The sequence below is a fragment of the Flintibacter muris genome, from assembly GCF_943192995.1.
Classification (GTDB): Bacteria; Bacillota; Clostridia; order Oscillospirales; family Oscillospiraceae; genus Lawsonibacter; species Lawsonibacter muris.
The window spans coordinates 42,608-65,211 of sequence record NZ_CALPCP010000013.1; the positions used below are offsets into that span (position 1 = coordinate 42,608).

16 protein-coding genes are annotated in these 22,604 nt (G+C 57.8%); 12 read left to right on the forward strand and 4 right to left on the reverse strand.

What is annotated here, in order from left to right; translation table 11 throughout:
• The first annotated feature begins 1 nt into the window (after position 1).
• Positions 2-871, forward strand: coding sequence for a DMT family transporter (locus tag NFS22_RS11755; protein ID WP_251317947.1), 870 nt, complete (start codon positions 2-4; stop codon positions 869-871).
• A gap of 455 nt (positions 872-1,326) precedes the next feature.
• Positions 1,327-1,884 carry a TetR/AcrR family transcriptional regulator gene (locus NFS22_RS11760; protein ID WP_251317948.1) on the forward strand — a complete coding sequence of 186 codons (558 nt, stop codon included), beginning with the start codon at positions 1,327-1,329 and terminating at the stop codon, positions 1,882-1,884.
• A 5-nt stretch (positions 1,885-1,889) separates the two neighbouring features.
• Here NFS22_RS11760 and NFS22_RS11765 read toward each other — a convergent pair whose 3' ends face one another.
• Complete coding sequence (locus NFS22_RS11765; RefSeq protein ID WP_251317949.1) at positions 1,890-4,019, reverse strand: efflux RND transporter permease subunit; 2,130 nt, start codon at positions 4,017-4,019, stop codon at positions 1,890-1,892.
• A gap of 16 nt (positions 4,020-4,035) precedes the next feature.
• Positions 4,036-6,714 carry a hypothetical protein gene (locus tag NFS22_RS11770; RefSeq protein WP_251317950.1) on the reverse strand — a complete coding sequence of 893 codons (2,679 nt, stop codon included), beginning with the start codon at positions 6,712-6,714 and terminating at the stop codon, positions 4,036-4,038.
• 464 nt (positions 6,715-7,178) lie between these two features.
• Here NFS22_RS11770 and NFS22_RS11775 point away from each other — a divergent pair, with 464 nt between their 5' ends.
• Complete coding sequence (locus NFS22_RS11775; protein ID WP_251317951.1) at positions 7,179-7,673, forward strand: hypothetical protein; 495 nt, start codon at positions 7,179-7,181, stop codon at positions 7,671-7,673.
• A gap of 66 nt (positions 7,674-7,739) precedes the next feature.
• Here NFS22_RS11775 and NFS22_RS11780 read toward each other — a convergent pair whose 3' ends face one another.
• The gene (locus tag NFS22_RS11780; RefSeq protein WP_251317952.1) at positions 7,740-12,740 is read right to left on the reverse strand and encodes an S-layer homology domain-containing protein; all 5,001 of its coding nucleotides are present in this window, start codon (positions 12,738-12,740) and stop codon (positions 7,740-7,742) included.
• Between the two features lie 494 nt (positions 12,741-13,234).
• On the opposite strand from NFS22_RS11780, the gene NFS22_RS11785 reads away from it, so the two are divergent.
• The 3 genes from NFS22_RS11785 (at position 13,235) to NFS22_RS11795 (ending at position 16,467) form a co-directional block, all read left to right on the forward strand.
• The gene (locus NFS22_RS11785; RefSeq protein ID WP_251317953.1) at positions 13,235-14,653 is read left to right on the forward strand and encodes an S-layer homology domain-containing protein; all 1,419 of its coding nucleotides are present in this window, start codon (positions 13,235-13,237) and stop codon (positions 14,651-14,653) included.
• Positions 14,654-14,789: 136 nt separating this feature from the next.
• The gene (locus NFS22_RS11790) at positions 14,790-15,452 is read left to right on the forward strand and encodes a helix-turn-helix domain-containing protein (protein ID WP_251317954.1); all 663 of its coding nucleotides are present in this window, start codon (positions 14,790-14,792) and stop codon (positions 15,450-15,452) included.
• 118 nt (positions 15,453-15,570) lie between these two features.
• Positions 15,571-16,467, forward strand: a complete 897-nt coding sequence (locus NFS22_RS11795; protein WP_251317955.1) for a helix-turn-helix domain-containing protein — start codon at positions 15,571-15,573, stop codon at positions 16,465-16,467.
• Between the two features lie 278 nt (positions 16,468-16,745).
• Here NFS22_RS11795 and NFS22_RS11800 read toward each other — a convergent pair whose 3' ends face one another.
• Positions 16,746-17,138, reverse strand: coding sequence for a metal-dependent transcriptional regulator (locus tag NFS22_RS11800; protein ID WP_251317956.1), 393 nt, complete (start codon positions 17,136-17,138; stop codon positions 16,746-16,748).
• 146 nt (positions 17,139-17,284) lie between these two features.
• Between NFS22_RS11800 and NFS22_RS11805 the strand changes: the two genes are divergently transcribed.
• The 6 genes from NFS22_RS11805 (at position 17,285) to NFS22_RS11830 (ending at position 22,556) form a co-directional block, all read left to right on the forward strand.
• Positions 17,285-17,497, forward strand: coding sequence for a FeoA family protein (locus tag NFS22_RS11805; RefSeq protein WP_251317957.1), 213 nt, complete (start codon positions 17,285-17,287; stop codon positions 17,495-17,497).
• A gap of 13 nt (positions 17,498-17,510) precedes the next feature.
• On the forward strand, positions 17,511-17,732 hold the full coding sequence (locus tag NFS22_RS11810) for a FeoA family protein (RefSeq protein WP_251317958.1): 222 nt from the start codon (positions 17,511-17,513) through the stop codon (positions 17,730-17,732).
• 52 nt (positions 17,733-17,784) lie between these two features.
• The gene (feoB, locus tag NFS22_RS11815) at positions 17,785-20,169 is read left to right on the forward strand and encodes a ferrous iron transporter B (protein WP_251317959.1); all 2,385 of its coding nucleotides are present in this window, start codon (positions 17,785-17,787) and stop codon (positions 20,167-20,169) included.
• A gap of 13 nt (positions 20,170-20,182) precedes the next feature.
• Positions 20,183-20,323: a FeoB-associated Cys-rich membrane protein gene (locus NFS22_RS11820; protein ID WP_251317960.1), complete on the forward strand. Its 141-nt coding sequence runs from the start codon at positions 20,183-20,185 to the stop codon at positions 20,321-20,323.
• A 168-nt stretch (positions 20,324-20,491) separates the two neighbouring features.
• Positions 20,492-21,358 carry an ICP22 family protein gene (locus NFS22_RS11825; protein WP_251317961.1) on the forward strand — a complete coding sequence of 289 codons (867 nt, stop codon included), beginning with the start codon at positions 20,492-20,494 and terminating at the stop codon, positions 21,356-21,358.
• A 118-nt stretch (positions 21,359-21,476) separates the two neighbouring features.
• On the forward strand, positions 21,477-22,556 hold the full coding sequence (locus tag NFS22_RS11830; protein WP_251317962.1) for a PTS sugar transporter subunit IIC: 1,080 nt from the start codon (positions 21,477-21,479) through the stop codon (positions 22,554-22,556).
• Positions 22,557-22,604 lie beyond the last annotated feature (48 nt).

The following is a 22,604-nucleotide window of genomic DNA, read 5'->3' on the forward strand; positions in this document are numbered from 1 at the left end:
TTTGCTGCTTGGTATCCTCTATATTGCCGCCGCATCTTTTTTGTTTGGCGTGATTCCCTCTGGCAATAATTATGTTCTGCTTCGAGGAATGGAAGCAGATTGTCTGTTATGCTATCAGACGGTTACTATGGTATTGGGTGCAGCCTGTCTGCTGATAGTAAAGAAGCTTTCGATAAAAATTCCGATTAAGGATATCTTGGAGCTCTTTGTTTTAGGCGCTGTTGGTATGGGTGTAACCGACTATCTGCTCAATCTTGCCTATGAATTGCTTCCGGTTAGTACTGTGGTAATGCTGCACTTTCTCTATCCAGCCATTGTCTTGATTATCTCCTGTGGGGTATTTCACCAGGGGATTTCCATCTTTTCCGCCGGGGCTGTGTTATTGAGTATCTTTGGTCTGGTTTTAGTCAGTGACCTGCAGGGGGGCATTAGCCTGCAGGGTGTCATATTTGCCTTGGGCTCCGCTTTGTCATACGCCTTCTTTGTAACCGCCAATCAGCATGGTCAGGTCAATCGGCTGCCTCTTATGCTCAAGCTGTTTTACATGTCCCTGATTACAATGATAATTTATCTTATTAAGACCGGTGTTAGTCACCATTTTTCGCTTCCAGCCGATTTAAAAACAGGTGCGATAGCGATTGGGGTAGTTGGCTTGGGCTCCTTGCTGGCATTCTATTTGATCACTGCCGGAATTAAGCAGATAGGAGCAAGGAAAGCGTCGTTTTTAAATATGCTGGAGCCTGTGGCCGGTGTTTTTTTAAGTGTTCTGATCTATCGAGAGTCTTTCCCGCTTCGCTCGCTGATTGGATGTCTGTGTATCATAGGATCTGTACTGTTTATCGCATTTGACGGCAAGGGGACCGCAGATTGATTGCCAGGCGGCAAAATTGCTGGTCCATTTAAGACAGTTCCACATTCACCTACCAACTGTGTTTTCTGGAGTTCCTGCCTCATTTCTACCTGACAGAACATGTCAAAGAAACCGCCATCCTTTGTATAGTCAAAGCACTTCACAAGAATCAAAATGATTCTTGTGAAGTCTGTGGCGATTTTCGCTGCAGCGGGCCGCTTATGCAGCCTGGCTTTGGATTCATAGGCAGCACCTGCGTGCTTTGCACGCCCATCGGGCATTAGCCCACTGGATGAAAACGCGAACTGCGTTTTTTCAAGTGTGTTGACTATATCAAAAGGAATGGCGGTTTTTTGTTTTATTGACTAAGCTGCCGCAGGGAAACACAAAAGGCAAATAAAAGAAGGTATCAAGTCTGAGCAAAATATGATATACTGTAAACTGAGCTTTATTTGCTGGCAAGGAGGTAACCGTCAATGCCTAATTTTACGAAAAAAGCCATCAAGGATACCTTTCTTTCACTGCTGGATGAACGTCCTCTGAACCGGATCACGGTGAAGGACATTGTGGAGTCCTGCGGGATCAACCGCAACTCCTTTTACTACCACTTTGAGGACCTGCCCGCCCTGCTGGAGGAGATCATCGCCGAACGGGTGCGGGAATTAATAGACAGCCACCCTACGATGGACTCCCTGGAGGACTGCTGCGACACTGCGGCGGAATTTGTACAGCAAAACCGCCGTGCGATTTTCCATATCTACCACTCTCTGAGCCGGGAGGTCTTTGAGCGCCATCTGATGGAGGTCTGCGAGTATGTGGTGCGGACCTATGTGGAGGTGGACTTTGCCGGCCGGCCTGTGGACCAGCAGGACAAGGAGATGCTCATCCGCTACCACAAGTGTGAGGTCTTTGGCAATGTGATCGACTGGCTGAACAGCGGGATGGAGTACGACATCTCCGCCTACTTCCACCGGATCTACCAGCTCAAGCGGGGCTGGGAAGGAGAGGTCCTTCGCCGGGACGTGAATACATAGCGCTGTCAGGAGGCTTTGCCCGCAGGGGCGGCCTCCTGCTTTACTTTGCGCCGGCGCTCTCTGGGCGGCGGCGCATTACGCCAGTTCAGGCCGGTTTTGCTGAACACCGGCTCACAGACATACAGCACCGCCGGCATCAGGAAGATGCTCACCAGGGCGGAAATGAGGGCTCCCCGAGACAGCATGACGCAGATGGAGCCGATCAGGTCGATGGAGGAGACGAAGGACACGCCCAGGGTGGCGCAGAACAGCACCAGAGCGCTGGTGACAATGGAGGCATCTGAGGAGGAGGCGGCGATGCGGATGGCCTCCTCCCGGCTCTTTCCGGAGCGCAGCTCCTCCTGAAAGCGGGAGGTCATCAGGATGGCGTAGTCCACCGTGGCCCCCAGCTGGACACAGCTGATAATGGTGGGAGCGATGAAGGGAATCTCAGTGCCCAGGAAGTAGCAGCAGCCCTGGTTGATGAAGATGGCCAGCTCAATGGTGGCCACCAGCACCAGAGGGACAGTGACAGATCGGAACACAAAGGCAATAATAAGGAAAATGGCGGCGATAGAGATGTAGTTGGTGATCTGAAAGTCCACCGAGGAGGTGTCGATCAGGTCCCGGTACATGGCGCCCTCGCCGGTGACCATGGCCTCCGGGTCATAGTGGAAGATAATCTCGTTCATCTGGTCCAGCTGACGGGCCACCTGGTCGGTGGCCGGCTCATAGCTGGAGTTGATCATCATCAGCTGATAGCCCTCCTGCCGCAGCATATCCTTTACCTCACTGGGGACAAAGAAGTCCGGGATACCGGTACCCAGCATGCTGTGGTAGGACACCACCGAGGTGATCCCGGGCACCGCTTCCATCCGGGTCTCCAGCTCATTCATATCGGAGGCGGAGATGTCGTCCCGCAGGACCACAAAGTGGGAGGTGGCCATATCAAAGTCGTTTTTCAGCTTCTCATTGCTGATAATAGAGGGCAGGTCCCGGGGCAGGGACTCATCCAGCTTGTAGTAGATTTCCGCGTGCCGCTGGGCATACACTGCGGGCAGGAAGAGCACCAGGGTGAGGACCACAATGGGCACCCGGCGGCGGATGATAAAGCTGTTGACCCGGTCGAAGGAGGGGATCAGGGTTTTGTGCCGGTGCTTGTCGATCTGCTTGTCAAAAATCAGTACCAGAGATGGCAGCACCAGAATGACGGTGGCCACTCCCAGCACCACGCCCTTGGCCATCACAATGCCGATATCCCGGCCCAAAGTCAGGCGCATGAAGCACAGGGCCAGAAAGCCGGCGATGGTGGTCAGGCTGGAGCCGGACAGGGACCGAAACGCCGCAATGATGGCCTGGGTCATGGCGTCCCGCTTGTCGTCGTAGTGCTCCCGCTCCTCCTCATACCGGTGGTAGAGGAAGATGGAGTAGTCCATGGTCACCCCCAGCTGCAAGACGGCGGCAATGGCCTTGGTGATATAGGAGATTTCCCCCAGAAAAATGTTGCTTCCAAAGTTGTAGACCACCGCCATACCGATACTGGCCAGGTAGACAAAGGGAAGCACGGTGGACTCCAGGGTGACCGACATGGCCGCTAGGGCCAGCAGCACTGCCAGGCCCACAAAGATGGGCAGCTCACTGTCCATCACATCCCGGGTGTCCTTCACCACCACGGAGAAGCCGGCCAGAAAGCAGTTCTCATTGCACACCCGGCGCACCTGCTCAATGGCCTCCATGGTTTCGTCGGAGGCGCCGGCGTGGTCATACTGAATCAGCATCATGGTAGCCTTTCCGGAGAAAAACATATCCCGGAAGTTGGCTGGAATCATCTCCACCGGTACCTGGATGCCCACCAGGTTGCTGATCCAGATGGCGCTGGATACGCCGGGAACCTCCTTGATATCCTGAATCAGCCGGTTGGTGTAGCCCGCAGGCATGTTCTCCACAATGAGCATGCTGGTGGCCGCCATGTGGAAGGGCTCCTCCAGCATCTGTTCCCCCTGGGAGGAGGGCAAATCCTGGGGCAGATAGGACAGAATATCATAGTTGATGCGGGTGGCGGCATAGCCGATTATGGCGGGAATCAGCATCAGCAGGGCGATAAGGGCCACCAGTTTGGGCTTTCGGGTCAGCTTATGGGCAATTTTTTCCACCATAGGGCGGGCCCTCCTTTCAATGGAAGATGCCGGTAATGGCGCTCCAGAAGTCTTTGAACATCTGGGCCACCCGGCCCCAGAAGGTGGTCTCCGCCCTGGCGGCCATCTCCTCTGCGGCCTGGTCCGGCTCCTCCGCCTTGATCTCCTGGGTCCGGATCAGAACCTGAACGCTGGACGGAGCGGGGTTGCGGCTGTCGGTGAGGGAGACGGCCTCCGCTTCTGCGTCCATCAGCAAAATGTTGTTGATATCCCCGGTGTACTCGTTCCATGTGTCCTCAATGATGGTATTGATGGTGGACTTGGCGTCCCGGACGTCGCCGGTGGCGGCCATGGCCTTGGCGGTCTGGCGCAGGGTGGCGGCCAGCCCGCGGAGGGCCTGCCGGGTGCCGCTGTCCAGCTGGTTTCCGGAGGTCTTCATCAGCGACTCGGTGTCTGCCAGCAGGGTCTCCAGGTCCCGGAGGGCGGAGGAGGCCGAGGTGCTCAGGCTGCCCACGTTGGCGATTCCCTCCTGGAGGGTGGGCTCATACTCATTGAGGATATTGCGCAGGGCGTCTATGTCACCCAGAACGCCCTGGAGCTTTTCGGAGGACTGGCGCAGGGCGGCAGACAAGTCCTCGGCGCTGTCGATCAGGTCGATCAGATCGTCCACATCATCACACAGGTCAGCCAGCTCCCCCACCACTCTGCCGGTGGGACGGGTAATGCTGTCAATGGTGCTGTTCAGCTCATTCTGGATGGTGTTGATCTTGTTGCTGGCCTGATTCAGAGCGCTGTCCAGGCCGTCTACAATCAGGTCCACCGCCGCGCCGCCCACGGTCTGCTTCTCGTCGGAAGCGGCGGCGGGGCTGGGAGTATCGCCGGTTCCCTCCTCATTGGACAGACTTTCGGCGGTGACATTGTCAATGTACAGCCCGCTGCCTGCCATGGCGGCGGACAGCAGTCCCCCGCCGGAACCGAAGGCGGCGGAGAGGGCCGCGCCCGCTGTACCGGATACGCTCTGCTCCGGTTCCGCCTGGGTCTCTGTTCCGGTTTCGGATGTGACCGCTTCAGCCTCCACAGTTTCACCTTCAGCCTCGGGCTCAGCAGGCTCAGACGGCTCCTCCGCCTCGGGGACCGTCCTCTGTTCGGCGTTTTTCTCCGCCGGGCCGCTATTATAGACGGTCCACAGGTCGCTCATCTGCTTGGCGGTTTTGTCGTCCACGCCGGGGAGGGTTCCGCAGAACTGCTGAAAGCTCAGGCTGCCCTTGGCCTGGTACATGGCGTCCGTCTGCGCCTTTGCCCCCTGGGCCGCCTGCCACTCTGACGCTACCCCCATCGCCTCGGCCTGCTGCTGGGTCAGACCGACCAGGCTTTTGATCCCGGCAATCTGCTCCGGGCTCTGCCCTTGAAGCTGCAGCATTTTGGCCATAAACTCCACGTCGTTGGTCTCGTTGTAGGCGCTTCCCACCTGCTTTGTCTTGTCCACCTGGTCCTTCAGGTTGGACGTGTTTCTGTCGCCGCTGCTGCTGCCGCCCATGTGGCTGTCGCCCAGGGCCCGCTGGAGGGAGCGCAGACTGCTCTTCATATCGGCCAGCCCGCGGACCACCTGGCGCACGTCGCTGGCCCCGCTCTCCAGGCCCGTCAGGGCCTTCTCCAAGTCATTGAGCTGGGTCCGGAGGGACACCACCGTGTCCGTCATGCTGCCCAGCACCGCCTTGGAGCCGGTAATGGTCTGGCTGAGGGCCAGGGTCCGCTGCTCCACCGGCTCCAGCAGTTGGGCAATGTTGGACAGGTCTCCCCGCAGCACCCCGGCCTCGTCATAGAGCTGACCCTTGCCGACGGAGATGGTGCCCCGGGCGGCGTCCAGCTGGTCCAGACCGCTGGCGGAGGCGTACAGGCCGTCCTGCACGTTGTTCAGCGCGTCCAGAAGGGCGTCCAGACTGCCGGAGAGGTTTTTGTAATCCTCCTCCAGGTCGTCCTTGCGCTGGCTCAGCTTGGCAATCTCCTCCAGCTGGGCCAGGGTGGCGGGCACCATCAGGACGGTCAGGCCGCCAAAGGAGAAATCCTCGCTGCCCACCCGGATGGAAAAGTGCTGTTCCTCCCCAGGCAGGGCCAGGAAGAGGACGGTGCGCAGATTGCCCACCAGCTGGACCTGAGCCCCAGGCGCCTCCAGAGAGAGGATATCATCCTCATTGAACAGGGCCATGGCCTCCAGTGTGTAGTTGTACCGGGCATAGCTGCTGGCCTTTTCGTTGGGGACGATATCCAGAAAAATCTCCACCACACCGGTTTTTCCCGCCAGATCCTCCGCCTTGGCGGGGACCCCGTTGAGGGTATAGCGCAGGGTGATGGTCCAGGGCAGCTCCCGGAAGGGGGCGGCGGTTTTGCCCTCAAAGTAGAAATGGGACGGGACCTGGTCAAATTGGAAGGTGGCGCTGCCCGCCTCCAGAGCGGCGGGGGTGCTGTCGGTCAGGTTGACCACCTCGTCGTAGCTGCCGTAATCGGTGACAGAGCCGGCCCCGTTCAGGGCGTAGCTCTTGACCACACTGCCCTCCAGCAGATTTCCGTAGTAATCCAGCGTGGCATAATAGGCCTCATCACAGGTGGGAGTCACACCGTCGCCAATGGCGGCCGCCCCGACAGGTACCGCACAGCCCCCCGTCATAACTGCGGCCATGACCAGCGCAAGAACCCGATGCTTGTGATTGTTCCTCATTTTAAATCACTCCTCTGAACACTGCCCGCCAGCCATTACCGGCGGGAGATTACTTTCGATTTTAATGAGGAAGCTTGTCCCCTTCAATAGACAGCTTTTGGCAAATGCCTAAATTTTCACCACCCAATTTATTTTGATCAAAAAAGGGCGCAATGCGCCCTCATTTCCATTAAATGTATGCAAACGTCCCACTTTGGGGCGTTTTCCCTCGTTATATAGAGAGCCCACCCGCCGCAGCGAAAAGCCTCCTTTCGCAAAGGAGGTGGCACGGCGGAGCCGTGACGGAGGATTGTATTTCGTCGCAGACGAAATGTGCGCAGCAAATGAGAATTGCATAAATCTTGTTTATTTCATACATTTTGCTTCGCAAAATACAATCCTCAGTCAGCCTGCGGCTGACAGCTCCTTTGCGAAAGGAGCTTTTTTCGGGCTCAATTACTTTTACATGTTAAGGAGGAATTTCTATGTCCAGCAAACACACAGCCAACTACCAGCTCTGCCAGTGGGAGGAAGATGACGCCGTGCGGCGTATCGACTTCAACGAGGACAACTTGAAGATCGACAGGGTGCTCAAGGAGACGGCCAATGCGGTGACGGCGGAGGTCAACGCCAGGGCGTCGGCGGTGGCGTCGCTGAACTACTCGCTGGCCAGGAGGGGGAATTGCAGCGTCCAGACCAGCGCTTATGTCGGAGACGGCAACACAGTTAAAACCCTCTCCTTCACCTCCATGCCGAAGTTTGTGGTCATTATCGGCCCCCAGGGAGCGGCGCTCCTGAGCTATAACGCCGGCGTCTCCTTCGTCCAGGATTCCGCCCACGGGATTCTGCCTACCACCCTCGACGTCTCATGGAACGGTTCCCAGCTTTCCATCACCGAAAACGGCAACCTTGACAGCAGAATCATGATGAATATACCTAACCGAAACTATTTCGTTGTCTCTTTCCACGACGTGTCTTAATGTAAAAGGGACCCCGGGCCAAAGCCCGGGGTCTCTGTGCTTTACCACATATCCATAAACTGTTTCTTACTCAGAGAAAGTAACAGTTATGACGGACACATCGGTAGCACCGATAGCGTCAAAGGTGAATTCCATCTCAGCGGTCGTTCCATCCGTACCAACAGTAAACGCAGTACCCTTGGCAAACTCAGGAATAACAGCCGCATTCGCAAACGTACCAGCCGCAGCTGCGCCTGTGGCCGAAATGGCGGCCTTCAAATCCTTAGTTCCAACCGTGCCAGCGGTGGTGAACTTCAGAGTGACCTTCAGAGTAGCATCGGCTTTCACCAGTGTAGCGGCATTCGCAGTCGTTGTAGTAACCTTGTCTCCGTCAGCAACAACCAGAGCCATAATGGGAGTATTGGTGCTAGTGTCGATGGAGTTGCCGGTGCTCGCTCCGGTCGTTACAGCAGTAACGGTGCTGGCAGTCAGGTTGAAGTAACCCTTATCGCTATTGGTGTTAATGATAGCACCATCCGCAACATTGGTAGCAGCGTTGGATACAGCAGCGGTCTTTGTGCCAGTGGTGTCTATATAAACGTAGAGGTTCGCACTGCTGAGGGTCTTACCAGCCGCACTCAGAACACCAGTGACGGTCTTAGCAACGCTCGTGCCGTCGGCTACGACATCCTTGCCATCGACCTTGACATATATTACCGAGTCAGTGGTCGCGTCGCCGATGTTGATCGTGCCAACGTTCAGGCCATTCACTGTCATACCGGTGATATTTCCGTTCAGGTCCTTCACAGCTACAGCTGTATAGTCGGTTTTCGCATTGACCCACTCAACAGCGAGAGGCACCTTCTGGGCCATCGTGGTCAACGAATCGGCAGCCTTGTCGGTCTGCAGGTTAATAACAGCACCGTCAGCCTTCACCCAACCGTGGATGACCTTAGGCACATTGTTCTCAGCCTTCGTGACGATCACGTCGCCCTCAGGCATGGTGAAGAAGTACCCCTTGTTGGCTTCAATAGCGGTTGCAGAAATCGCCGTATAATTACCCTTGTCGCTCACAGCGAATTCATTGGTAGCAAATCCAACTCCATCTTCGGCAAACTTGACCGCAATAACCTTGTCCTTAGCAGCCTTCACGGGGAGGTCCTGCCACTTGTCAGCCGCGATGCCGGCGATAGTAGCGGGATTGCTACCGGCATCCAGCACAGCGAACTTGAGGCCAGTTACCCCAGAAGCAACCTCAACGTTGTACTCAACAGCGGGAGTGGGAGGCGTGGCAGCCTTCACATTGCCGATCACGATCTTGACGATCTTGCCGCCCTCAGCCTTAGCGGCAGCCAGGTTAACGGCAGTGTTGCCAGTGGTATCGACAGTCGCACCGCTCGCGGTGGTAGAAGTCATGCCAGTGTAAGTGGCTTTCACAGTACCGACGTCCTCATAGCCATCGGGCCTGGTGTACTTGAAGGAGAGGGCAACACCATTGCCGCCGATAGCCAGCTTATCTACCGCAGTGTTACCGGTGCCATCCTTAATGTTCGCAGCGTCAATTTCGGTCTCCTTGGTGCCGTCGGTCACATAGTACTCCACAACCGCATACTTCCAAGTGACATTGGTAATCTCAACGGTGATCTTGTCGCTGGAGCTGACCTGCTCACGATCGAGAGCGGTTTTCAGGTCATTGAGGTTCGCAGAGGCAGTGTACTCCTTCGCGTTAGCGTCGTAAGTGGCGCTATTGTTGGTGCCCTCAGTCAGCTTATCGCCGTTCACCTTTACAGTGTACTTGAAGGTAACATCTCCCGCAGCACCATTGACGCCATCGGCCCACTCGGGAGCCTTGAAGGTCACATTCAAGGTGGACGCGTTGGTGAACTTGTTGATTTCCACACTGCCGCTGACAGACTCGATGGGCTCATTCTTGCCGGCGGTGACACTGCTGCCCGGGGTCTGGCTGCCACTGTTGGTACCGGGCTTCTTGTTGTCGGGAGCCTTGTTCAGGTCGTTGATGATAATGGTGGTAGCGCGGCCATTCTCGAAGAGGGCCATAATCTGAACGCTGGCCAGATCGAAGGAGCCGGAATCCTCAGCGTTCATCTCGCGCAGGGCCTGCTCCAGGCCGACATAGCCCTTGTAGCCGTCGGTGGTGGAGTCGAACCAGTCAGCGCCCTTGCCGTTGCCGTTCTTGCCGGCCAGAGCCAGGACGGTCTTCACGTCGGGATCGACGGAGAAGCCGCGGGTCTCATTCTTGGCGGTGTACAGGGTGCCGTTCTTGTAGGACAGGCCGTCCACAGTGGTGATGTCCCGCAGAACAACGGTGTTGTACTCGTCGGTGGAGTCCTCAACGTCCACGACCTCGGCGATCCACTTGGCGATATCGACCGCAGGCCACTTCTTGTCGTTGACGTACTCGACCGCGTCGGCCCGGCGGACGTTGCCGCTGGCGTCGTACTTGATCTCATACCACTGGCCCTGAGCCATGTTGCTGGGGTGCAGGTACTCGGGCTGGTCGCCGACCTCTCTCAGGGTGACGATCTCGCCGTTGACAACGGCCTTACGCAGCCAGGTCCACTCGCCGTCGCCGGACTTGGTGTCGGAGGTGTGCTTGTAGGACTCCTCCTCCAGGCCGGAGGTGTGGATGTAGGCGTAGTTGCTGCTGGCGCCCTCGTCCTCACCGATCACAACAGCGGCAATCACAATGCCCTTGTTGTCATACAGGGTGTAGATCTCGGCGGCGGGATAGGCGTAGCCGCCCTCGCCGGCGCCCAGCTCGGTGGCAATCAGGTTGGCGTTCTTCACGCCGGTGGTGACGGAGTCCACGTCGTCAATGATCCACTTGTAGATGCCGCTGGGTCCAAAGTCATCATCCACGGCGACCTTCTCCAGACCCACAGTCAGGTACACGGTGTCGTCGTTGCCGTAGACATAGTCGCTGGTAGCAGCGGCGGAGGCCTTCAGGGACACGCGCTTGGTGTTGATGGCCTTGGTGTCGTTGCCCTTGGAGTCGGTAGTGCCGTCATTGAACACATCAACGTCCTGAGCGAACTGGCCGATCTTGATGGTGCTGCTGGTGGCGTTGACGGCGGCGGCCACGGGCACCATCTTCAGGGTGTACACACCGTTGTTGTCCACGGTGTAGGTGCACCAGGTGTTCAGCTGGGACAGGTTCACAGTCTGGCCAACACCAGTGTTGTGGTACATCAGGCCGTGGTTGGTGTGAGCGGTGCCGTCGGCGTTGTACTGGCCGCAGCGGCTCTTGCTCAGGTCAATCTTGACGGTCTCCATGGTGCCGTCCAGGTGGATGATGTTGCCGTCAACCTGCTTGGCGTACAGGTTGCTGGCCCCAGCCTCCAGGCCGGTCAGGAACACGTACTGATCAGGATTCTCGTTGCGCTCCAGGCCGATCAGGTAGCCGTACTCGTCCAGAATGACGTTGTAGGTCAGCTCCTTCAGGTTCAGCGCGCCGTCAAAGCTGGTCCAGTTCTCAATGGCCTCCACGTCGTAGCGGGCGGTGGTGGCGTGGTCATACTGCTGGCCGCCGGTGGTCACGTGGTCAAACAGCTTGAAGGCGTCCACAGTGACAGCGCTGAGAATCTCGGGGGCCTCAATGGTCTGGATTTCGCCGTCAGCCACGGTGACCAGGTACAGCTCATCCTTCTTCACATCAGGCACCAGGCTGAAGTCCTCACCCTTGGCGTAGATGTCGCAGAAGTCCTTCTCCTTACCTGTATCCTCCACCTTGTTCTTCACCTTGTCGGTGGACTTCACAAAGATGGGGGAATCCTTGGTGCCCTTGTTGTCCAGGCGCCAGGTACGCAGCTCTACATCATCATTCTTGGCGTCATAGTCCTCGTTGGACTTGGCCAGATAGGTGTTGATGACGGAGATGTAGACCCAGTAGGTGTTGGAGTTGGCGTTGCTCTTGGTAAACTCGGTATCCACATAGACCTGGGTCAGCACGCCGTTGCCGGTGTTGCCCACAGCGTCCTTGTTGGTACGGTACAGGTCGTCCTTGGTAAAGGCGGCGCTGCCCAGAATGCCAGAGGCGTTGGTGTCGGGGTTGGTACCCACAATCTGCACGCCGTCGATCTCAATCTGGAAGTTGTAGGTGTCAACGGTGCTCTTGCCCAGCAGATCGTACAAGGTCTGGCCGGTCACCTTGGCGGTGTAGCTCTCTTTCAGCAGCTCATTCTTCACGTAGGTGCCGATATCCTTGCCCTTGTACTCCCAGCGGCGGGCGGGGCGGCCAAAGACGTCCCACTCACGGTCAGCAATGGTGCTGCCCTCGCCGTACAGCTTCAGCTCGCCGTTGTACAGCTGCTCGCCCAGCTCCACAATGGGGGCGTTGTTGGTGGAGCCCATGGAGGTGGCGTTCACGGAGCTGATGGAGGTAGCAAAAGCTTCCCAGCTGGTGACAAAGACGTAGTTGACCTTGCCGTTGGTGGCAATCACGTTGCCCTCGGAGTCAAAGTAGTTCAGGGTGTTGCCGTCAGGGCGAACCATGCCGCTCTTCAGAGCATTCAGCACCATCTGAGCCACCTGATTACGGGTCATGGGCTCGGTGGCGCTGGAACCAACGCCCTTGAAGATGCCGATGTTGTTGCCCTGGAGGACGGTGGAGACCTCAAAGCCGTTGGCGTAGTCGCTCTGGTACTTGAAGTAGCCCAGGGCACGCATCAGCATGGAGGCGGCCTCCACAGCGGTCACAGTGGCGCCGGGATCGTACACGCCGTCGCCGCGGCCGGACACAATGCCGTTGGCGGCGCAGGCGCCGACCCAGCCCCGGGCCCAGTCGTACACGTCGTCAAAGGGGCAGGTAGCAGTATAGTAGTTGTAATCCAGGTTCAGCAGCTTGCCCATGACAACCGCCATCTCAGCGCGGTTGACGGAACGCTCAGGGCCAAAGCCCCGCTCGTCGCCGACCATGACTTCGATGGTCTGCAGAACCTCGATCGCTTCGACGTTGTCAGTTTCGCTGACATCGTCGTAGCCCGCAGCCGCGCTGGAACCGACAACCATCATGCCCAGGAGCATGACAGAAGCCAGAGTGAGGCTGAGGGCCCGCTTCAGGTTTCTCATTCGGATTTCCTCCTTTAATTTTTTTCGGCCTGAGAGGGGCCGGTCTGGTCAAACGCATCCTCGTCCGATCTTTGGTAGACCCCGTAAGTCCAACCTTTTTGCCGGAAAATTCTACATTTTGACCAAAAAATCAGAGGTTTTTTAACGTTCCCGCCCTACCACCGCCGTGTCACGCCTCTTGCATGGTATTAAAGATTGCAAAAACGGATAGAAATCCGCAAAAATCACCTGATTTGATATAAAAAAGTGCGGACCGGTAGACACCTGGTAGATGACCTGGAAAATGGAAAACCCGCCAATCCCTTGTGCCGCAAGGGATTGGCTGGTTTTGAGGTAGACATTTGGTAGACGTGGCCTATATATTCATCCCGCCCAGTCCCCTTTGATTTCCATAAAAATATAGTTGAGCCAGCCGGGCTCTTCGTGTTATACTGACAGGGTACGACATTGGGAGAGACTCCCAAAAAACGCAGATCAAGAGAGCGAGGAGAATGATGAAAAAATGCAGATCCCTGGCCGCCGGCCTGGCGCTGGCGCTAACCCTGAGCCTGACCCCTGCCCATGCTAACAAGACAACCTACTTGGATGTGGATGACGCAATCTGGTACTCCACACCAATCGCCTTCTGCCAGCAGCACACTCTGATGGATGGCGTGAACAAGGGTTCCTTCCAGCCTGAGGCCCCATTGACCCGGGCCGTTTTGGCCGAGGCCCTCTACCGTCTGGAGGGCTCTGCCCTGGAGGCGGCAGGGGCGGAGGACAACCAGGATGAGGAACCCCCCTTCACCGATGTGACAGTGGATCACCCCAATTTCGCAGCCATCCGCTGGGCCAAGGCCAACGGCGTGGTCAACGGCTATCCGGATGGTACCTTCCGGCCGGAGGCCTCCATTACCCGGGAAGAGATCGCCGTACTGCTGTGGACCAACCGGGGACAGGAATCCGCAGCCCAGTCCCCTTATACAGACCGGGCTGACATTTCCGACTGGGCTCTTACCGCCGTGGAGTGGGCCTATGGAGCCAAGATGATGTCCGGCAACACAGACGGCACCTTCCTGCCTCAAAACAACACCACCCGGGCGGAGGGCGCCACCATCATCATGAACTATGCCCAAGCCTACTACGGTATAAGCTATGGCTACACCCTCCCGGCCCCAAAAACCATTCGGAGCAATACATATTCTAATGAGTACTACAGTCTGGATGAGGAGACGGGATATCTCTCTTACCGCTATGGATCCGCTGTTCGGGGCATTGATGTCTCCGCCCACCAGAAGGAAATCGACTGGTCCCGGGTGGCCGCCACCGGCATGGACTTTGCCATGATCCGGGCCGGCTATCGGGGCTACACCCTGGGCACCATCCAGAAGGATGAGTACTTTGACGCCAACATGACGGGTGCCCTCTCCAACGGTATGGAGGTGGGAGTATACTTCTTCTCCCAGGCCCTCACTCCCGCCGAAGCGGAGGAGGAGGCCTACCAGCTGCTGGAGTGGCAGAAGGGCTACCGGGTCACCTACCCGGTGGTCTTCGACTGGGAGGAGCAGGATAAGGAGGATTCCCGCACCAGGGGCACTGACGGCAACACCGTCACCGCCTGCGCCCTGGCCTTCTGCAAGGTGATTAAGGACGCCGGCTATACCCCCATGACCTATGGCAGTCCCACAAAGGTGTACAGCGGGGGCCTCCAGCTGGAGTATTTGCAGGATTACCCCTTCTGGCTGGCCCACTACACCAAGGATACCGCCCCCACCAGCTTCCGCTACCACTACAACATGTGGCAGTACTCCAGCAGCGGCGTGGTGGATGGGATTGATGGCCGGGTGGATCTGAACATCTGCCTGACCCCCAACTGGAGTAATTGGAACAACCAGAGCAGCGCGCCCAATTACGACTGGCTCCTGCCCTTCTGAGCCGCCGCAACCACAGGTTGCGGAAACTTCCAGCCCTTGCTGGTAGATTGCAACCGCCTTTTCTGATATCGTTGAAGACACAGGTTTGCCGCCCACAGGGTGGAAACCCAAAAGATAGCAGAGAGGAGAGCTGAATATGAAGCTCAATGAAAAGATCGCTTACTACCGCCGGACCAAAAAGCTGTCTCAGGAGGAATTGGCCACCCATGTGGGGGTGTCCCGTCAGGCCGTGAGCAAATGGGAGCTGGGTGAGGCGTCCCCCGACATTGGCAAGCTGCTGGCCCTGTCAAAGGCCTTCGGCGTCACCACTGACCACCTTTTAAATGAAGACGAGGAGCCGGAACGGGACGCACCCCCAGAGCCGGAGTCCGCCTCGACCTTTCAAGCACCCCCGCCGCCCCCACAGGACACGCCTGGATCCAATCTCCCCGGCTTTATTGGAAAGATGGTCCGCCGGTGGGGCTGGCTGGCCGGCATCTATATCGCCCTCCAGGGGGCGGGGGTAGCACTGGTAGGCATCATTGCCCGGTGGGGCTTTGGCAGTATGTTTGCCGCCTCCAACCAGATGATGGGCGGCTTTAGCGGCTTCGGGGGCGGCTGGACCTACGATGGTCCCCCGGAGCTGGAGGGGGCCGTGATGGACGCGCTGGGCGTCACCCCCCAGGCATCCCCCCTTTCCGGAATCCAGAGCTTCTTCCTGGGCTTTACCACTCTGATTCTTGTAATTGGGATTGCGGCCGTCATTGCCGGGCTGCTCCTGGCCTACGTGCTGTGGAAGAGGGGCAAAAAGGGAGAATAACCCCCGCGCAACCGGAAATTGACAGAAAAATCCTCAAACGCAACAGAAAATCGGTGGAGTTGCGGGCTCTGTTCGGGTATGCTGGAGCCATTCCAAACATAAGGAGGTACATCCAAAAATGGCATTTTCCGATAACCTGCAATTTCTCCGTAACCGCCAGGGCCAAACTCAGGAGCAGCTGGCCGAGATACTGGAGGTCTCCCGCCAGTCCGTCAGCAAATGGGAGAGCGCCCAGAGTTTTCCTGAGATGGACACCATTCTGCGCATCTGCGACTTATACCAGGTGAACCTGGACACCCTGCTTCGGGGCAGCGTGGAGGACAGCCTGGTGGAGGACACCGCCCAGTACGACCAATTTATGAACCGCTTCTCCCGGCGCATGGCCTTTGCTGTGGGAAGCATTATCGCGGGGGTGGGCCTGTGCGGCCTGCTGGACGCCAAGGGCGTTTCAGAGTATCTGATCTTTGCCGTTCTGCTTTTGATTGTGGCGGTGTGCGTGGTGGTCATTGTGGCCTCTTCTCTCCAAAAAGAGAATTTCTCCAAGCAGTACCCCGTTATCACCGACTTCTACACGGAACAGGAGAAGCGGGCTTTCCGGCAAAAATTTGTCTGGTTCATCTCTGGAGGCGTGGGGGCCATTCTCTTCGACGTAGCCCTGCTGCTGCTGTTTTTCGCCAAATTTCCCGAGGAGGAACCCTTTGAGTCCTACGCGATGTCCGTCTTCCTGCTCATTGTGGCCGGGGCGGTGACCTCCTTCGTCTACGCTGGCATTCAAGAGGAGAAGTACAAAATTGACGAGTACAACCGGGACAACAACCCCACCCCGGAGGTGAAAAAGCGCAAGGGCCTCATCAATACCATCTGTGCCGCTCTGATGACGCTGGTCACCGCCCTCTATGTAGGCCTTGGCCTGGCCCTGGACCTGTGGCGCACCGCATGGTGGGTGTTTGCCGTGGGCGGTATCCTGTGCGCCGTGGTAAACATTGTGCTGGACCCTTACAGGGATGAGAACTGAACTCTGTCCCAAAATCAACAAACGCGCCCCGGCCAAAAGGCCGGGGCGCTCAGACTATTAAAAAAGCCTCCCTCTTTGAGGGAGGTGGCACGGCGAAGCCGTGACGGAGGGAGTTTTATGCAACAAAACTACGGATTTTCTCCGGTTCACTCCCTCAGTCACCGCCTGCGGCGGCGGCAGCTCCCTCAGAGAGGGAGCCAGAAATTCCCAATAGAAGTTTTGGACAAACTGTACGCCCTGGCCTTTTGGCCAGGGCGCTCCTTCTTATTGGCGGAGGCTCAGGCGGGACCGTCGAAAATTTTCACCCCGCATTTCAGGGCGTGCTCCTTGATTTTGGCATAAGTCTCCTCGCTCAGGTCGTGCTCTATTTTGCAGGCGTCAGCGGCGGCCGCATCCTCGCTGACGCCCAGGCAGATTAAAAATTGGGTCAGCAGCTTGTGCCGGTCGTAGATGCGCTGGGCAATCTCCTCCCCCGGCGGGAGCAGGGTAATATAGCCGTCAGCGTCCATTTCAATGTAGCCGTTCTCCCGGAACCGCTTCATTGCCACGCTGACGCTGGGTTTGGTCAACTCCAGCTGATGGACCACATCGATAGACCGCACCATACCCTGGCGCTCACGCAGGATCAGGATAGCCTCCAGATAGTCCTCGGCGGATTCGTAAATATTCATCAAGACCCACTTCCTTTTCTTTTTTAGACTATCATAAACAGACAAAAAAATCAAGAGAATAAAAAAATGCTTGACAACTTCGGTTAGCTATAGTAAACTTTCGTTGAAATGGTTAGCTGTTGCTAACTTTGTAAAGGAGGGTCCCTATGATGCCGCTGACAATGGCAAAAACGGGGGAAACTGTAACCATCCGTAAGATTACCGGCAAGGATGAGGTGCGCCAGCATCTGGCTGAGCTGGGTTTTGTGGTGGACAGCGATGTAACGGTGGTCAACCAGATCGCAGGCAATCTGATTGTTCAGGTAAAGGACAGCCGGGTGGCCCTGAATCATGGCATGGCCAACCGTATCATGGTGTAAAGGAGAGAAACATATGAAAACGCTGAAAGATGTTAAGGTAGGCGAAACCGCCACGGTGGCCCGTCTCCACGGCGAGGGCCCGGTGAAACGCCGCATCATGGATATGGGCATCACCAAGGGCGTGGAAATTTTTGTCCGCAAGGTGGCCCCCCTGGGCGACCCCATGGAGCTCAATGTCCGGGGCTATGAGCTGTCTGTCCGCAAGGGCGACGCGGAGATGATTGAGGTCAACTGATTTTTTCAGCCGACAGGTTAGCTGTGGCTAATTCGAGAGGAGAGAAGCAGCAATGAGCATCAAAATCGCCTTAGCGGGCAATCCCAACTGCGGAAAGACCACGCTGTTCAACGCGCTGACCGGGTCCAGCCAGTATGTGGGCAACTGGCCCGGCGTTACCGTAGAAAAGAAGGAGGGCAAGCTGAAGGGCCACAAGGACGTGGTGATTCAGGACCTGCCCGGCATCTATTCCCTGTCCCCTTACACGCTGGAAGAGGTGGTCGCCCGGAATTACCTGGTGAAGGAACAGCCTGATGCCATCCTGAACATTGTGGACGGCACCAATATTGAACGCAACCTGTACTTAACCACACAGCTCATTGAGCTGGGCCTGCCCGTGGTGGTGGCGGTGAACATGATCGACCTGGTGCGGAAAAACGGCGACCGGATTGACCTGAAAAAGCTGGGGGAGGCCCTGGGCTGTCAGGTGGTTGAGATGTCCGCCCTGAAGAATGAGGGAGGGCTGGAGGCCGCCCAGGCGGCGGTGGAGCTGGCAAAGGTCCACCGGGACCGGGAGCTGCCCCACGTCTTCACCGGCAGCGTGGAGCACGCCCTTGCCCACATTGAGGAGTCTGTTGAGGGCATGGTGGACGGCCGCTATCTGCGGTGGTACGCCATCAAGCTCTTTGAGCGGGACGAGAAGGTGCTGGAGGAGCTGGCCCTCAGTGAGGAGCTGAAATCCCACCTGGCTCAGCACATTGCCGACTGCGAAAAGGAACTGGACGACGACGCGGAATCCATCATCACCAACCAGCGCTACGCCTACATCAGCGGCGTGGTGGGCAAGGCGGTGAAAAAGAAGGCCGCCAAGGGCAGTCTGTCCGTCTCTGACAAGATCGACCAGATCGTCACCAACCGCATTCTGGCCCTGCCCATTTTTGTGGCGGCCATGTTCCTGGTGTACGCCATCGCCATGGGCGGCTGGAGCGTCTCCATCGGCACCGCCCTCACCGACTGGGCCAACGACGGCCTGTTTGGTGACGGCTGGCTGGTCCCCTTTGTCTCCGACGCGGACGGCTGGGATGAGGCCCTGGGCGAGTTTGAGGACGCCGGTGTTATCATTGATGCCTACGAAGCTGGCGACACTGAGGCCTACTTCTATGATGATGAGTCCGGCGACACCGACGTCGTTGAGCTAAATGAGGAGATTTACAACGAGGCCCTGGCTGTGGAGGAACCCGATCCCTCCGACTTCGGCACCTGGGTGCCCGGCATCCCCGCCATTATCGGCGGCTGGCTGGAGGCCGCGGGCTGCGGTGAGGTTCTCACCGGCCTGATTCTGGACGGCATTGTGGGCGGCGTGGGTGCCGTGCTGGGCTTTGTACCCCAGATGCTGGTGCTGTTCCTGCTGCTGGCCATCCTGGAGGACATTGGCTATATGTCCCGCATTGCCTTTATCATGGACCGTATTTTCCGCCGTTTCGGCCTGTCCGGCAAGAGCTTTATTCCTATGCTGGTGGCCACCGGCTGCGGCATCCCCGGCATCATGGCCTCCCGCACCATTGAGCAGGACCGTGACAGGAAGATGACCATTATGACCACCACCTTTATGCCCTGCGGTGCCAAGCTGCCCATTATTGCCCTGTTCGCCGGCGCCCTGTTTGGCCACTCCAGCCTGGTGGCCGCCTCCGCCTACTTTATTGGCATTGGCTCTGTGATTGTCTCGGGCATTATGCTGAAAAAGCTCAAGGCCTTTGCCGGTGAGCCCGCCCCCTTTGTCATGGAGCTGCCCGCCTACCACACCCCCTCCGCCGGCAATGTCCTGCGGGCCACCTGGGAGCGGGGCTGGTCCTTCATCAAGCGGGCCGGTACTGTCATTCTGCTGTCCACCATTATCCTCTGGTTCCTGAGCAACTTTGGCTTTACAGCGGACGGCTTCGGCATGGTGGAGGACACAGACGCCTCCATCCTGGGCGCCATTGGCGGCGCGATCTGCTGGATTTTCGCTCCTCTGGGCTTTGGCAACTGGCAGGCCACCGTGGCCACCATCACCGGTCTTATTGCCAAGGAGGAGGTCCCCGCTACCATGGGCGTTCTGTATCCGGGCAACCTGACCGCGGAGGTGGGCACCCTGTTCACCGGCCTGACCGCTTACTCCTTTATGATCTTCAATCTGCTGTGCGCCCCCTGTTTTGCCGCCATGGGCGCCATCAAGCGGGAGATGAACAACGCCAAGTGGACCTTCGCCGCTATCGGCTACATGTGCCTGTGGGCCTATGTGCTGGCGCTGATCGTCTATCAGATTGGCGGCGTGATTCTGGGCGAGGTCTCCTTCGGTATTGGCACCATAGCAGCCGTGGCTCTGGTGGTCGGGATCATCTACATGCTGGTCCGCAAAGGCTATCAGGGAGAGGCAAAGTCCAGCCTGACCTCAGTTTCTGCCGCAGCGGCCCGGTGAAAGGAGAAGCAGTATGACCCCTGGAGAAATTGTCGTCCTTCTGGCCCTGGCGGGCGTGGTAGGACTGGCGGTTCGCTCCCTGTGGAAGAGCCACAAGGCGGGCGGACACTGTAACGGTGATTGCAGTCAATGCAGCGGCTGTCATCATAAATAGGCCATAGAGAACCGGTCCCCTGATCGCGCGGGGGACCGGTTTCCCTTATGTTTTTGATCGAAAAAGGCTAAAAAAGCAAAAAAGTTCTTGCATAATGAAGGTCCATACTGTACAATGAAAAACAGCAATTTCCAGCAGCCAAGGAAAAAATAAGGAGGAAAACCAAGCATGAAATTCAGAAAAATCCTGAGTACCCTGCTGGCCGCCGCCCTGATGTGCGGTATGCTCTGCACTGCCGCCTTCGCGGAGGAGGGCGACACTGCCGCCCCCGGCGCTGAGGCCGGCGAGACCGTTTCCAACACTTCGGTTACTGACCCCGCCGAGGGTACCGACCCCGCTGAGGGTACCGACCCCGCTGAGGGTACCGACCCCGCTGAGGGCACCGACCCTGCCGAGGGCACTGACCCCGCCGAGGGCACCGACCCTGCCGAGGGCACCGACCCTGCCGAGGGCACCGACCCTGCCGAGGGCACTGACCCCGCCGAGAGCACCGACCCCGCCGAGAGCACTGACCCCGCCGAGAGCACTGACCCCGCCGAGAGCACCGATCCCGCCGAGAGCACCGATCCTGTTGTAACCGTAGACGAGATCCCCGCTGAGGGCACCGCCCTGGCCGCCTCCCAGAGCATCACTGTGGATGGCACCGCCGTGGAGTTCGCCGCCTACGCTTTGCTGGATGAAAACGGCAACCTGACCAACTATGTCAAGCTGCGTGACGTGGCCGTGGCCATCAACGGCACCGACGCCCAGTTTGAGGTAGGCTTTGACGGCTCCATCCTCCTCACCACCAAGACCGCCTACAGCGGCGCCGCCGATACCGCCACCCCCTTCTCCGGCGACCACCCCTACAAGGGCGGCGCTCAGACCGTCAAGGTGGACGGCAAGGACGTGGCTATGACCGCCATCACCCTCTATGACGAGAACGGCGGCGGCTACAACTACTTCAAGCTCCGCGACCTGGGCGCTGTGCTGGGCTTTACCGTGGGCTACAGCAACGAAACCGGCATCTCCATCACCACCTCCGCCGCCGAGTAAGCAGCAGCCAAAAATCTGCTTGTCAAGAATAATCCTTGACAAATGAAATCCAGCCGTTATAATAAGCCATACAGGTGTCTTGACACCTGTATGGCTTATCTATTTCTGTGTGAAAAAGGTGATTGAAATGAAAGACTTTCTCCAGCGGAAAAACATTGTAATTTCCGCCAAGCGCTACGGAATTGACGCTCTGGGAGCCATGGCCCAGGGCCTGTTCTGCTCTTTGCTTATCGGCACCATCATCAAAACCCTGGGCCAGCAGCTGGGGCTGGCCTTCCTGGTGGATATGGGCGGGTTTGCCACCGCCATGTCCGCCCCCGCTATGGCGGTGGCTATTGGTTACGCCCTTCAGGCGCCCCCTCTGGTGCTGTTCTCTCTGGCGGCGGTGGGTCAGGCGGCCAACGCCATGGGCGGGGCTGGCGGTCCACTGGCCGTGCTGTTTATTGCCATTTTGGCCGCCGAAGTGGGCAAGGCGGTGTCCAAGGAGACCAAGGTGGACCTGCTGGTCACCCCCTTTGTCACCATCTTCACCGGCGTAGTCCTGTCTTATCTGATCGCCCCCCCGATTGGCAAGGTGGCCGACTCCTTCGGTACCCTGATTAACCAGACTACCATGCTCCAGCCCTTCTGGATGGGCATCACTGTCTCCGTTCTGGTAGGTATTGCCCTCACTCTGCCCATTTCCTCCGCCGCCATCTGCCACACCCTGAGCCTGGTGGGACTGGCGGGCGGGGCCGCCGTGGCGGGCTGCTGCGCCCAGATGGTGGGCTTCGCCGTTATGTCCTTCCGGGAAAACCGCTGGGGCGGGCTGGTATCTCAGGGACTGGGCACCTCCATGCTGCAAATGGGCAACATTGTTAAAAATCCCAGGATTTGGATTCCCCCCACCCTGGCCTCTGCCATTACTGGCCCCATCGCCACCTGCCTGTTCCGGCTGGAGATGAACGGTGACCCCATCAACTCCGGTATGGGAACCTGCGGCCTGTGCGGCCAGATCGGCGTATGGACGGGCTGGCTGGCCCCCAGCGAGGCCGCTGTCACCAAGGTGGGAGCGGTGGCGGTCAGCCCCACCGCCCTCCACTGGATTGGTCTGCTTTTGATCTGCTTTATTCTCCCTGCCGTGCTGTCGGTCATTTTCTGTGAAATTTTGCGGAAAATCGGCTGGATCAAAGAGGGCGATCTGACTCTGCCGCAATAAATTCCTTGACGACTCTCCCCTTCCAGATGTAAAATATTAGGGTATTTG